The organism is Streptomyces sp. NBC_00016, from assembly GCF_045040885.1.
GTDB classification, from domain to species: Bacteria; Actinomycetota; Actinomycetes; order Streptomycetales; family Streptomycetaceae; genus Streptomyces; species Streptomyces coriariae.
Genome location: NZ_CP108304.1, coordinates 784,077 through 796,230, shown reverse-complemented (window position 1 = coordinate 796,230; position 12,154 = coordinate 784,077). Strand labels below are relative to the sequence as shown.

Here is a 12,154-nt window from a genome sequence, read left to right as displayed (position 1 = left end):
TCAGGCGATTCGTAAGCGGGAAGCCTCTCAGTCGGTTCCGGGTTGGACGATCTTGAAGAGGAGGCGGGCGCCGGCGCGTTGCGCGGACCGGCGCAGGCGCACCGGGAGCGGACGGGTGGCCACCGGTGCGGGGGCGGCGGTGGCCAATCGGGGGAACAGCGACTCCGCGTTGGTGCGGTTGACGGCCGCGCGGGTGCCGGGGTCGACGCCGCTGTCGAGGCCGCCTGCGAAGTACTGGCCGGCGGGCGTCGGCGCGAAGGGCCAGTCGCTGCCGAACAGGATGTGTCCGGGGCGGGCGAAGGCGAGCAGCGTGGGCAGGGCGGCGGGGCTGGAGGACAGCGCGGTGTCGTAGAAGAAGCCCCGCAGGTCGTCGAGGACGTCGAGGGGACTGCGTCCGGTGTCGGCGGCGATGGCGACGGCCATGCGGTGCGAGGCGTAGGGCACGAAACCGCCGGCGTGGGCGAGGACGAACCGGATGTTCGGGTAGCGGCGCGGGACGCCGCCTCGGACGAGGAGGTAGGCGGCGCGGGTGGTGTCCAGGAGGAAGTCGGCGGCGAACGGCGGGATGCCGTCCACGGCGGGGCCCGGGAGATCGGCGGGGTGGACGAAGACGACGGCGCCGTGCTCGTCCAGGGTCCGCCACAGCGCGTCCTGGCCGTCGGCGCCCAGGTAGCTGCCCCGGTTGTTGGCGAGCAGGGTCACCCCGTCCGCGCCGAGCTCGGTCAGGGCCCGCGCGGCCTCCGCCGCCGACGCGGGGACGTCGGGCATCGGCAGCGTGGCGAACCAGCCGAACCGGCCGGGGTGTGCGGCGGGCAGGGCGGCGGAGAAGTCGTTGAGCCGCCGGGCCAGGTCCACGGCCTCGCCGGGGTCGGTGAGGAAGCCCGTCCCGGGAGTGGAGACGGAGAGGATCGCCGTTTCGGTGCCCAGCAGATCCATCAGCTCCAGGGCCGCCTCGGGGCTCCAGTCGGGCAGGGCGCGGCCGCCCGCCTCGGCGATGCCGGCCCTGGCGAGGACCTCGCGGTAGAGGGGCGGGACGAGGTGCTGGTGGACGTCGATCCTGCGGGGCGTGGTGGTCATGGGGCGACCTCCTGGCTTTCTCGGGTGCGCGGCTCACCTGCCGTACCGGCTCTTGACCGTCTCCGGCGTCGAGCTTACCGTAGCGACTATTCCAATTGGAGTAAACGCTACATGAAGAGCCGTGAGAGCCGCGGGACGGACGACAGTGAGGTGGCCTGGTGAACGGAATCAGCGCCGATGACGGAGCCGACGACAGCGCGTACGACGTGGCGGTGATCGGGTACGGGCCGACGGGGGTGACCGCGGCGAACCTGCTGGGCGCACTGGGTCTGCGGGTCGTCGTGGTGGAGCGCGACGCCGAGGTCTACTCCCGGGCCCGGGCGATCTCCACGGACGAGGAGGTCCTCCGGATCTGGCAGCGTGTCGGCCTGGCCGACCGGTTGAAGCAGGACATGCTGGCCGGGCGGGCCCTCGACTTCGTCGACACGCGCGGCCGCACCTTCCTCAGCGCGAACCCCACCCCGCGCGGCCACGGCCATCCGCCGCAGCTGTTCGTCTACCAGCCGGCGCTGGAGCAGGTGCTGCGTGACGGCGTCGACCGCTACCCCGGCGTCGAGGTGCTGCTGCGGCACGAGTGCCTGCGGCTGCGCCAGGATGCCGACGGGGCCGAGCTGACGGTGACCGGTCCCGACGACTCGATACGCCGGCTGCGCGCCAGGTACGTGATCGCGGCCGACGGCGGTTCCAGCCCGACCCGGGCGCAGCTGAACATCGGCTACGAGGGGCGGACGTACGAGGACCGCTGGGTGGTCATCGACACCGAGATGCTGAAACCGTGGCCGGACCACGACCGGCTGCGTTTCCGCTGCGACCCGGCCCGGCCGGCCGTGGACTGCCCGACCCCGCTCGGGCATCACCGCTGGGAGTTCCCGATCCTGCCGGGGGACGACGAGCGGCAGCTGACGACCGACGAGGCCATCCACGCCATGGTGTCCCGGTACGGGATCGACCGGGAGGGCATCAGGATCCTGCGGGCCACCGTCTACAGCCATCACGTCCGCTTCGCGGCGCGCTTCCGGGTGGGCAGGGTGTTCCTCGCCGGTGACGCGGCGCATGCGATGCCGCCGTGGATCGGCCAGGGCATGGCCGCCGGGGTGCGGGACGCGGCCAACCTGTGCTGGAAGCTCGCCGCCGTGCTGCGCGGCGAGCTGCCGGATTCGGTGCTCGACACCTACGAGGCCGAGCGCAAGCCCCACGTCAAGGAGGTCACCAGGCGGGCGGTGCTCGTCGGGCGGATCATCACCGAGCGACGTCCCGTCGTGGCCCGCGCCCGTGACGTGGTGCTGCGGGCCGGGTGCCGGGTGCCCGGCCTCGGCGGCCGCCTCGTGGACTCGAACTGGATACCCGTCGCCCACTACGCCGAGGGGCTCCAGGCCCGCCCGCGCACCAAGGCGTCCGGGCGCCAGATCCCGCAGCCCTGGGTGACCGGCCCCGACGGCGGCCCGGTCCGCCTGGACGAGGTGCTGGCCGGCCGCTGGCTGCTCCTGCACGGCGGAGTCCTGGCCCCGCAGCCGGCCTGGGACCGCGTCGGCGTCCCTTCCCTGGCCGTCCTGCCCGCGGGCTCACGCCCGGCCGAGGATGCGGTCGTCGACAGCGAGGGTGTGCTGACGGCCTGGCTGGCCGCCCACCGCGTGGCCGGCCTCGCCCTGCGCCCCGACGCCTACGTCTACGCCGCCGCCCCCGCCGGCGCCCCGCTCCCGCCGCCGCCGGCCGGATTCGCTCCGGCGGCGCGCGCCGCCACCCCGATCACCCCGTGAGGACCGCCACCATGACCACCCACACCGCACCGCCCGCCCTGCGGGAGTCCCTGCTCGACGTCGGCGGAAGGAAGATCTTCGTCGCGGAGACCGGCGACGGCCCGCCCGTCCTGCTGCTGCACGGCGGCGGCCCCGGCGCCTCCGGCGTCTCCAACTACGCCCGCAACATAGCCCGGTTGGCGAAGGAGTACCGGGTCGTCGTGCCCGACCTGCCGGGCTACGGGCGCAGCACCAAGGGCGTGAACGGCGCCGACCCCTTCGGCCACCTCGCCGACGGCATCCGCGGCCTGCTCGACCGGCTCGGCCTCGACCGCGCCCACCTGGTCGGCAACTCCTACGGCGGCGCCTGCGCCCTGCGCCTGGCCCTGGACACCCCCGAACGTGTCGACCGCATGGTCCTGATGGGCCCGGGCGGCATCGGCACCACCCGTGCCCTGCCCACCCCCGGCCTCAACAGCCTGCTCGGCTACTACTCCGGGGACGGGCCTTCGCGGCTGAAGCTGGAGAAGTTCATCCGCAACCATCTCGTCTTCAACGCGGCCGACGTCCCGGACAGCGTCATCGACGCGCGCTACCGGGACAGCATCGACCCGGAGGTCGTCGCGGCCCCGCCGCTGCGCCGGCCGTCCGGCCCCCACGCGCTGCGCACGCTGTGGAGGATGGACTTCACCCGGGACGCGCGGCTGGCCCGACTGCCCGTGCCGACGCTGGTGCTGTGGGGCGCGGCCGACCAGGTCAACCGGCCGTCCGGCGGCCGGATGCTGGCCGCACGCATGCCCAACTGCGACCTGTACGAGGTCGCCAACACCGGCCACTGGGTCCAGTTCGAGCGCGCCGAGCTGTTCAACCGGCTGTGTGCCGACTTCCTGGCGGGCCGCCGATGAGCCCGCACGAGAACGCGTCCGTCTTCGGCGCGGTCCACCTCGGTTACCTCGTCATCGAGACCGAACGCTTCGCCGACTGGCGCCGCTTCGGTGCCGACGCCGTCGGGATGCACCACGACGACCTGGACACCGGCCTGATGCGCTTCCGCCTCGACGACCGGGAATGCCGGTTCCTGCTGCGGCGCGGGCCCGCCGAGGACGTCGTCGCCACCGGCTGGCACCTCGACGACCACACCGTCTTCGAGGAGATCGAGGCCCGCGTCCGCGCCCACGGCGTCCCCGTCGTGCACGGCACCGCCGAGGAGGCAGCCCAGCGCGGCGTCGAGCGCCTGCTGCGCTTCCCCGGTCCCAAAGGCATCACCCAGGAGATCTGCACGACACCGCTGAAGTCGGCGCTGCCGCTGCGGATGCTCGCCTCCGGCTGGGTCACCGGCGACGCCGGGATGGGCCACGTCGCGATCACCTCGACCAGACCGACCCTGGTGCGCGGCTACTTCGGCACCGTCTTCGACGCCCGCCTCACCGACTGCATCGACGAGACGATCAGCGGCGTCAAGCTCAAGATCCGCTTCCTGCGCGTCAACGAGCGCCACCACTCCCTGGCCGTCGCCGCCGTCCGGGGCCTGCCGATCGACCCGGTCCGCACCCGGGTGCAGCACCTCAACATCCAGGCCGCCACCCTCGACGACCTCGCCCGCAGCTATCAGCGGGTCCACGAACTCGGCTTCGACATGGCCCTGTCGGTGGGCCGGCACACGAACGACAAGGAACTCTCCTACTACGCCCGCACTCCTTCGGGCTTCGAGTGGGAGGTCGGCTGGAACCCGATCGTCGTCGACGAGAGCACCTGGCAGCCCACCACCCACCAGGGCATCAGCGTCTGGGGCCACACCCCGGTCGGTCGGACCATCGTCGACGCACTCGACCGGTTCCGCGCCGGCGCCCGCTCCCTGGCGCGCACGGAGAAGACCGTCCCTGCTCTCAGCGGTGCGGGCATCCCCGACGAGTGACCCCTACGGCCGGACACGCCCTCCCGGCCCGCTTCGGCGAGGGCGCAGGTCGTCGCCTGGAGTGAGCGTTACGGTAAGGGTGGCGCCGGGGTGGACAGCCTCCCGACGAGGCCTACGCGCCCGTACGGCGTAACGTCGTCCTTGTGGACCTGACGGCTGCCGGTCTCGTGTCCCGTGTCGTGCGCGAGCTCGGTTCGCGAGCGGACGAGCTGATCGCCGAGGTGGAGCGTGGCCTGCGGCGGGAGCTGCCCGAGCTGTGGGACGACCCCGGCATCGCCCGGATGGCGGCGGAGAACGTCGCCGACCACATCGCCGCCGGGCTGTTCGGCCTCGAACACGCCATCGAGCCGACCCTGATCGAACCGCCGCCGGCCGACCTGGACCGTGCGCGCCGGCTGGCCCGGCACGGCACCCCGCTCGGCACGATGCTGAGGGCCTTCCGGCTGGGGCAGACCATCGTCCTCGACCGGCTGCTCGCGGAGATGCCCCGGTTCACCGACGACGCCGAGCTGGTCAGCGCGGCCGCACGGCACGTGATCGCGACGGCGGCCGCGTACGTGGACCGCACCTCGGAGCAGGGCGTCGTCGCCTTCCAGGAGGAGCGGGACCGCCGGCTGCAATGGCGGCTGTCGATGGTGAACGAGGCGGGCATGCGCATCGGCACCACCCTGGACATCGCCCGCACCACGCAGGAGCTGGCCGATCACGCCGTCGAGCGCTTCGCCGACCTCGTCACCGTCGACCTGCTCGACGCCGCGCTGCACGGCCACGAATTCTCGAACGAAGGCCCCCTCGTGCTGCGCCGGACCGCGCGGGCACCGGTGGGCGACGACGGTCCGGAACCGGGCGCCGCGACGCAGGAGCTGCACACCTGCCCGGACGGGTCGCCCGAGGCTCGCGCCCTGATCACCGGCCGGCCCGCCAAGCACCACGGCGACGCGGCCGACGCCCCGCGCATCCACTCCACCCTGGTGGTGCCGCTGCGCGCCCGCGGCACCACGCTGGGCGTCGCCCGGTTCTCCCGGCACCGCAACCCCGACCTCTACGACGACGAGGACCTGCTCCTCGCCCAGGAGATCGCCGCCCGGGCGGCCGTGGCCGTCGACAACGCCCGCCGCTACAGCTACGCCCGCGCCACCGCCCTCACCCTCCAGCGCAGCCTGCTCCCACGCGGTGCGCCGCGGCAGTCCGCGGTCGAGGTCGCCTACCGCTACCTTCCCGCGGGCGACCGGGTCGGCGTCGGCGGCGACTGGTACGACGTCATCCCGCTGTCCGGCGCCCGGGTCGCCCTCGTGGTGGGCGACGTGGTCGGTCACGGCATCCACGCCGCCGCCACCATGGGCCGTCTGCGGACCGCCGTACGCACCCTCGCCGACATCGACCTGCCGCCCGACGAACTCCTCACGCACCTCGACGACATCGTGCAGCGTCTGTCCGGCGAAACCTCCGACGACGTGGACGGCGAAGCCGCCGGAGACCTGGGCGCCACCTGCCTGTACGCCGTCTACGACCCGGTCTCCCGACGCTTCACCCTGGCCCGCGCGGGACATCTGCCGCCCGCGCTGGTGACCCCGGACGGAACGGCCGAGATCCTGGACCTGCCGCCCGGCCCGCCACTCGGCCTGGGCGGCGTGCCGTTCGAGGCGGCGGAGTTCGAACTCCCCGAAGGCAGCCTCCTCGCCCTCTACACCGACGGCCTGGTCGAGTCCCGCGACCACGACGTCGACGCCGGTCTCGACGGGCTGCGCCAGGCCCTCGTCCGGCCGGCTCCCTCACTGGAGGAGATCTGCGACCACGTCATCGAGACCCTGCTGCCGACCCGGCCGGACGACGACGTCGCCCTGCTCCTGGCCCGCACCCACGCCCTGGGCGCCGGCCAGGTCGCCACCTGGGACCTGGCCGCCGAACCCGCCGCCGTCGCCCGAGCCCGCTCGGACGTCTCCCGGCAGCTGAGCGACTGGGGCCTGGAGGAACTCGGCTTCACCGCCGAACTGGTCGTCAGCGAGCTGGTCACCAACGCCATCCGCTACGGCCAACCCCCCATCCGGCTGCGCCTGATCCACGACCGCACCCTGCTGTGCGAGGTCTCCGACGGCAGCAGCACCACCCCTCACCTGCGCCGGGCCCGTGTCTTCGACGAAGGCGGCCGAGGCCTGCTCCTGGTCGCCCAGCTCGCCGAACGCTGGGGAACCCGCCACGCCCGCCGCGGCAAGACGGTCTGGGCCGAACTGAGCGACTCCGCCGAACTCCCGCTGCCCGCCTTCACCCAGGCCTGATTCAGCGGCGGCGCGCCCAGAAAAGCGCATGACCGTTCTCGCCCTCGGGCACGAACTCCTCCTGCTCCACCACGAGACCGGCCTGGGTGATCCAGCGCCGATTCGTCGCGACGTCCGCGTGGCTCCACCACATGGGGGTCCCCGCCGCCCAGCCAGTCCTCATCGACACCGGTTCAGGCCCGATGCCCGGTGGTCCCCAGGAACCAACCGCCCGGTCGCAGCCATCCGGCGACCTTCCGGAGCAACGGAAGCTGTTCGTCGAGCGGAATGTGGATCAGTGCGTACAACGAGACGACCGCGTCGAAGGAGGCCGGCCCGAAGTCCACCGCCGTGGCGTCGGCATGGACGAACTCGGCCTGCGGCACACGCTCCCGAGCCCTGCGGATCTGCACCTCACTGATGTCGACGCCCGTGACACGGTGACCTGCGGCCGCCAGGTCGCGAGCGACGGGAACCCCGCTTCCGCACCCGAGATCCAGCACCGTGCCGCCTGCCGGGACACGACCGGACAGCGCGCGGATCCATGGTCCGTACTTCGTCTCGGCGCCGTACGTCCGGTCGTAGCGGAGGGAGAGCGCGTCATACCCGCGCCGGACCAGCTCTTTGGGATCTTCGATGTCCACGCCGGTGCACGCTAGCCGCTCACGGTGAGTGGCCGCGACCGGATTTACCTCCCCTCTTTCCGCCCCTGAGCGACGGGCGGTGTGGCCGGCTCCACGGGCGCATGCTCCTGTCTCCCGATAGAACCGCGCCGACTGGGCACACGCTCGATGATCTTCGTTGACGTACCCGGGAGGACGCACCGCCATGGCCGTACCGCCGCACGTACCGCAGCCCGCGCGTAGTCCGCGTCGGTTCGAACTCCGCTCCACGGCTGTGTACTTCGTGCTGCTCGCCATCCTGCTGACCCTGCTGGGCACGGTCGCCCGTACCGCCACGGCCGCGGCGGAGCGCCGTCCGGGCTGGGCGGTCGCGCTCGTACTCGTCGGTGCTGCGGGGGTCGTCGCGGGTCGTCGCGGACGGCGCAGGCTCTCGGCGGCGAGGCTCGCGCGCCGCGCCGCGAGGTCCCTGGAGGAGGCCACGGAGACGGTGGTCGAGGCTCTCGAGACCGCGCCGCCGGTCGTTGCCTCGGGACCGGCCGTGCCTCGGACGGAGTTCGTCGGTGGGGGACTCGGCGTGGAACCGACGATCCCGCTCGGCGAGCCCCTCGGCGGGATCTCCGAGCAGCCTCTCGACGACGCGCCGGACGCCACCGAGGAGATCGGCTACGAGGAGCTGGATCCCTACGAGTTCGAGCAGGCGATAGCCGAGCTCTGCCGGCGCGACGGCTGCACCGAGGTGGAGGTCGTCGGAGGGGCCGGTGATCTGGGCGCCGATGTCGTGGCGAGGACACCGGACGGACGTGTGCTCGTCGTCCAGTGCAAGCGCTACAGCGACACCAACCGGGTCGGTTCCCAGGACATGCAGCGCTTCGGCGGGACGTGTTTCGCCGTGCACGGGGCCGAGGTCGCGGCGGTCGTCACCACCGGCGACTTCACCGCGCCCGCCGTCGAGTACGCGAGCCGATGCGGCATCGTGTGCGTGGACGGCGAGGACCTCGGGCGTTGGCAGGACGCGGCGGGCCCGAGGCCGTGGGAGCCGGAGTTCGTGGCGGGCTGAACCGGGGACCGTCGAGAAGGTCCGGATGTGCGGCGAGAGAGGCGGCGGGCAGTGCGCGAAGAAGCGGGAGCAGGAGCGGTCGGGGAAGAAGGCGGGGAAGGCGGGGAGGGAGGCGGGAAAGCGGTCTGGGAAGCGGGCGGAGACGGAGGACGGCTCGCGGGGAGCTCGTCCGCGTTGCTGGTGCGGCAGCGGCCGGCCGGGTCGCCGGGAGCCGCGGTCGTGGTTCTGCACGGCGGCCGGGAACACAGCCGGGAGGCATCGCGGGGCTGGCACCTGGCCGCCCTGCGCATGCGTCCCGTCCTGCGGGCGGCGGTGGCCGCGACGGACCGTCAGGACGTGCTGGTCGGCGAGGTGCGCTACCGCTACCGGGGCTGGAACGCGACCGCCGATCCCGTGCACGACACCGTACGGGCGCTCGACGAACTGCGCCGGACGGTCGGCGAGGTGCCCGTGACCCTGGTGGGCCACTCGATGGGTGGCCGCGCGGCCCTGCGGGCGGCGGCCGACCCCGCGGTGCGCGGTGTCCTCGCACTGGCGCCGTGGTGCCCGCCCGGCGAACCCGTCGACCATCTCGGCGGGAAGCGGATCGTCGTACTGCACGGAGACCGTGACCGGGTGACCGATCCGGGGGAGTCCGCCGAGTACGTCCGACGGGCGCGCCGGGCGGCGGCGCAGGCGGGCATCGTCCTCGTCCGCCGCGGTGACCACGCCATGCTCCGGCGGTGCGCCGACTGGCACCGGGCCACCGCCGCGATCGTCGCCCAACTCCTGCGACCGGAGCCGGTCATCGAGGGTCTCGCCGGCGAGGCCTGCGCGGCGGACGACCCACTGCCGTGGTGACAGCGGGCGGAACGCACGCCGCCGGCGCGGGGTCGTACCGAGAGCGGTCGGGGCCCGTCCGGGGCACCTCCGCGCGGTCCGTCGCGACCGTTTCCGGGCCCCCATGGTCACCCGCACCCGGGCCATCGGGGACAATACGATGACGTCACCACGGCCGGTTCCGCTGTCGAACCGTCAGGAGACGTCACAAAAGCGCCGGTTCGCTCCGTCGGATCGTCGGCCGTGTCCGAAGCAAGTCCTGCCGTGTCGGCCTGCCCGACCGTCCACGAAAGCAGAGCCCCCTCGGTGATCCCCGTCTTCGACGACACCCCGATCTACCACCGCCTCATCATCGAACGCGGCGACGTGCCCGCTCAGGTGAAAGGCGAGGCCGAACGCATCAAGCGAGACCTGGACCGGGTCATGAGCGCCCCGTCCTCCTTCACCCCCGGCCTGCCCGCGCAGCGGTCGTTCTTCGGCTGAGGGTCTGACGGTCCGAGCCACCAGGGACGAGCCGAGGAGATCCGTGAACGAGGGCGAAATCGTCACCGTGCCCCGACCGTTGACGCTGCCCGACGGGCGGCCCGCGCTGGCGGCCTGGACGCTCGACCCCGACCTGCGGCATCTCAACCACGGTTCGTTCGGCGCCGTCCCGCGGGTGGCGCAGGAACGGCAGAACGCCCTGCGGGCGGAGATGGAACGCGCCCCGGTCGCGTGGTTCCCGTCGCTGCCCGGCCGGATCGCCGCGGCCCGCGCGGCCGTGGCCGGCCGGCTGCGGACCGACGCGAAGGACCTGGCGCTCGTGCCGAACGCCAGCGCCGGGGCCAGCGTCGTCTACGCCGCCCTGGCCGCCCGGCCCGGCGGGGACATCGTGGTCACCGACCACGGCTACGGCGCCGTCACCATGGGCGCGGAGCGGCTGGCCCGTCGCTGGGGGACCGGCGTACGCACGGCCCGGGTGCCGCTGGCGGCCGATGCCGAGCAGGCGTACCGAGCGGTGATGGCGCAGGTGGACAACGGCGTCGCCCTGATCGTCCTGGACCAGATCACCTCGGCGACGGCCCGGCTGATGCCGGTCGAACGCGTCGGGACCGAAGCCGCGCGGCGCGGGATCACTCTGCTCGTCGACGGCGCGCACGCCCCCGGTCTGCTCGCCGCGCCGCTGGACGGCCTGGTCTGCGACGCCTGGGTCGGCAACCTCCACAAATGGGGCTGTGCCCCGCGCGGCACGGCGGCGCTCGTCGCCCACGGCCCGCTGCGGGCGGACCTGCACCCGCTGATCGACTCCTGGGGCGCGGCCGAACCCTTCCCGGACCGCTTCGACCACCAGGGCACGCTCGACGCCACCGGCTTCCTGGCCGCGCCCACCGCACTGGACTTCATCGACGACACCTGGGGCTGGGACACGGTCCGCCGGTACCTGGACGAACTGGCGGACCACGGCGCCCGTGTCGTCGCGGAGGCCTTCGCCCGGACCGGGCCCCCGGCCGACCCCGTCGACGTCGGCATGCCCGTCCCCGGAATGCGGCTGGTCCGCCTGCCCGAGGGCCTGGGCACGAGCCGGGTCGCGGCGGACGCCCTGCGCGACCGTGCGACCGCCGAACTGGGCGTGGAGGCCGCGTTCACCAGCTTCGACGGACTCGGTTACCTCCGGCTGTCCGCCCATGTCTACAACACCCCCGAGGACTACGGGCACTTCGCCGAGACGTGTGTGCCCGTCGTCGAGAAATGGGCCCGCGAGGCAAGGGAGCAGTCGTAGGCCCCGGCGCTCACGGCTCGTTCGGCGCGTGTCGCCGTCGTGCCGCCGCCGCTTCGTCGGCCCGGCCGCCGGCGCCGAGCGGTCCGGTGGGACGCAGCCGTTCCGACGCCTCCAGGCGGGGCAGCACGCGGCGGGAGCGGCGCAGGACCAGGGCCGGCAGCGCGGCCCGTGTCACCTGGACGAGGCGCAGCGAGGCCGGGACGTAGACGGCGGTGCGCCGGCGTTCCACGGCCGTGGCGAGGCGCCTCGCCACGAACTCCGGCGGGAAGACGCGTCGGGCGGGCGGCGGCATGCCGGCGCGCAGCTCACGCAGCACCGCATGCCGGTCGGCGTCCCGGATCATGTCGGTGTCGGTCCAGTTCAGATAGGCGATGCCGACCGCCACGCCATGGTGGGCCGTCTCGGCCCGCAGCGCGTGGGCGAAGGCCTCCACGCCGGCCTTCGAGGCGCAGTAGGCGCTCATCAGGGGAGCGGCCCCGATCGAGGCCAGCGAAGCGATCTGGAGGTAGTAGCCCGCCGACTCCATCAGGTCCGGCAGGAAGGCGTGCGCCGTCAGGGCGCTGCCGGTGACGTTGACGTCGATCACCCGCCGCCAGGAGGCCATGTCGGCCGAGGCGAACGGGCCGCCCTCCGCGATCCCCGCGTTCGCGACGACCACCGAGGGCGGCCCCAGCCGTGAGCGGACGACCTCGGCCGCCCGCTCCAGCGCCTCGCCGTCGGTGACGTCGGCCTCGACGGCCAGCGCGGGAGTGGGCAGCGACGCGGCCACGGACCGCAGCGCCGCCCCCTCGTGGCCGATCAGCGCCAGGCGCGCTCCGCGCCGTGCGAGTTCCCGAGCCAGCGCCGCTCCCACCCCGCGGGCGGCTCCCGTGACCACGGCGGTGCGGCCTTCGAGGGGACTGTCGTGCACGGC

General features: G+C 73.6%; 12 protein-coding genes. 8 read left to right on the top strand and 4 right to left on the bottom strand.

Features of this window, described 5'->3' with window-relative positions; genetic code table 11:
* Positions 1-27: 27 nt before the first annotated feature.
* Entirely contained in the window at positions 28-1,077 is a 1,050-nt protein-coding gene (locus tag OG933_RS03680; RefSeq protein ID WP_405625321.1) for an amidohydrolase family protein, read from the bottom strand.
* 158 nt (positions 1,078-1,235) lie between these two features.
* Between OG933_RS03680 and OG933_RS03675 the strand changes: the two genes are divergently transcribed.
* The 4 genes from OG933_RS03675 (at position 1,236) to OG933_RS03660 (ending at position 7,004) form a co-directional block, all read left to right on the top strand.
* Entirely contained in the window at positions 1,236-2,834 is a 1,599-nt protein-coding gene (locus OG933_RS03675; protein WP_405625318.1) for a bifunctional 3-(3-hydroxy-phenyl)propionate/3-hydroxycinnamic acid hydroxylase, read from the top strand.
* A gap of 11 nt (positions 2,835-2,845) precedes the next feature.
* Positions 2,846-3,718 (top strand): alpha/beta hydrolase, encoded by an 873-nt coding sequence (locus OG933_RS03670; RefSeq protein ID WP_362521784.1) that lies wholly within the window; start codon positions 2,846-2,848, stop codon positions 3,716-3,718.
* On the top strand, positions 3,715-4,728 hold the full coding sequence (locus tag OG933_RS03665; protein WP_405625316.1) for a VOC family protein: 1,014 nt from the start codon (positions 3,715-3,717) through the stop codon (positions 4,726-4,728). Before OG933_RS03670 ends, OG933_RS03665 begins: the two co-directional genes overlap by 4 nt.
* A gap of 143 nt (positions 4,729-4,871) precedes the next feature.
* Positions 4,872-7,004: an ATP-binding SpoIIE family protein phosphatase gene (locus tag OG933_RS03660; protein WP_362521780.1), complete on the top strand. Its 2,133-nt coding sequence runs from the start codon at positions 4,872-4,874 to the stop codon at positions 7,002-7,004.
* 1 nt (position 7,005) lies between these two features.
* Here the strand turns inward: OG933_RS03660 and OG933_RS03655 are convergent, their stop codons facing one another.
* Together OG933_RS03655 and OG933_RS03650 are read right to left on the bottom strand one after the other, a co-directional pair.
* Complete coding sequence (locus OG933_RS03655; protein WP_405625314.1) at positions 7,006-7,167, bottom strand: hypothetical protein; 162 nt, start codon at positions 7,165-7,167, stop codon at positions 7,006-7,008.
* A gap of 10 nt (positions 7,168-7,177) precedes the next feature.
* Positions 7,178-7,627: a class I SAM-dependent methyltransferase gene (locus OG933_RS03650; RefSeq protein WP_405625312.1), complete on the bottom strand. Its 450-nt coding sequence runs from the start codon at positions 7,625-7,627 to the stop codon at positions 7,178-7,180.
* Positions 7,628-7,811: 184 nt separating this feature from the next.
* Between OG933_RS03650 and OG933_RS03645 the strand changes: the two genes are divergently transcribed.
* The 4 genes from OG933_RS03645 (at position 7,812) to OG933_RS03630 (ending at position 11,241) form a co-directional block, all read left to right on the top strand.
* A complete protein-coding gene (locus tag OG933_RS03645; RefSeq protein ID WP_362521776.1) occupies positions 7,812-8,663 on the top strand; it encodes a restriction endonuclease in 852 nt (283 codons plus the stop codon).
* Positions 8,664-8,837: 174 nt separating this feature from the next.
* Positions 8,838-9,503, top strand: coding sequence for an alpha/beta hydrolase (locus OG933_RS03640; RefSeq protein WP_405625309.1), 666 nt, complete (start codon positions 8,838-8,840; stop codon positions 9,501-9,503).
* 222 nt (positions 9,504-9,725) lie between these two features.
* A complete protein-coding gene (locus OG933_RS03635; RefSeq protein WP_157880780.1) occupies positions 9,726-9,965 on the top strand; it encodes a hypothetical protein in 240 nt (79 codons plus the stop codon).
* Positions 9,966-10,008: 43 nt separating this feature from the next.
* Positions 10,009-11,241, top strand: a complete 1,233-nt coding sequence (locus tag OG933_RS03630) for an aminotransferase class V-fold PLP-dependent enzyme (protein WP_405625307.1) — start codon at positions 10,009-10,011, stop codon at positions 11,239-11,241.
* A gap of 10 nt (positions 11,242-11,251) precedes the next feature.
* Here the strand turns inward: OG933_RS03630 and OG933_RS03625 are convergent, their stop codons facing one another.
* Positions 11,252-12,151 carry an SDR family oxidoreductase gene (locus tag OG933_RS03625; RefSeq protein WP_405625306.1) on the bottom strand — a complete coding sequence of 300 codons (900 nt, stop codon included), beginning with the start codon at positions 12,149-12,151 and terminating at the stop codon, positions 11,252-11,254.
* Positions 12,152-12,154: the final 3 nt, after the last annotated feature.

Excerpts from the sequence above, each read along its gene's own strand:
- OG933_RS03680 (WP_405625321.1), bottom strand. The coding sequence starts at position 1,077 with ATGACCACCACGCCCCGCAGGATCGACGTCCACCAGCACCTCGTCCCG.
- OG933_RS03670 (WP_362521784.1), top strand. The coding sequence starts at position 2,846 with ATGACCACCCACACCGCACCGCCCGCCCTGCGGGAGTCCCTGCTCGAC.
- OG933_RS03665 (WP_405625316.1), top strand. The coding sequence starts at position 3,715 with ATGAGCCCGCACGAGAACGCGTCCGTCTTCGGCGCGGTCCACCTCGGT.
- OG933_RS03655 (WP_405625314.1), bottom strand. The coding sequence starts at position 7,167 with ATGAGGACTGGCTGGGCGGCGGGGACCCCCATGTGGTGGAGCCACGCG.
- OG933_RS03645 (WP_362521776.1), top strand. The coding sequence starts at position 7,812 with ATGGCCGTACCGCCGCACGTACCGCAGCCCGCGCGTAGTCCGCGTCGG.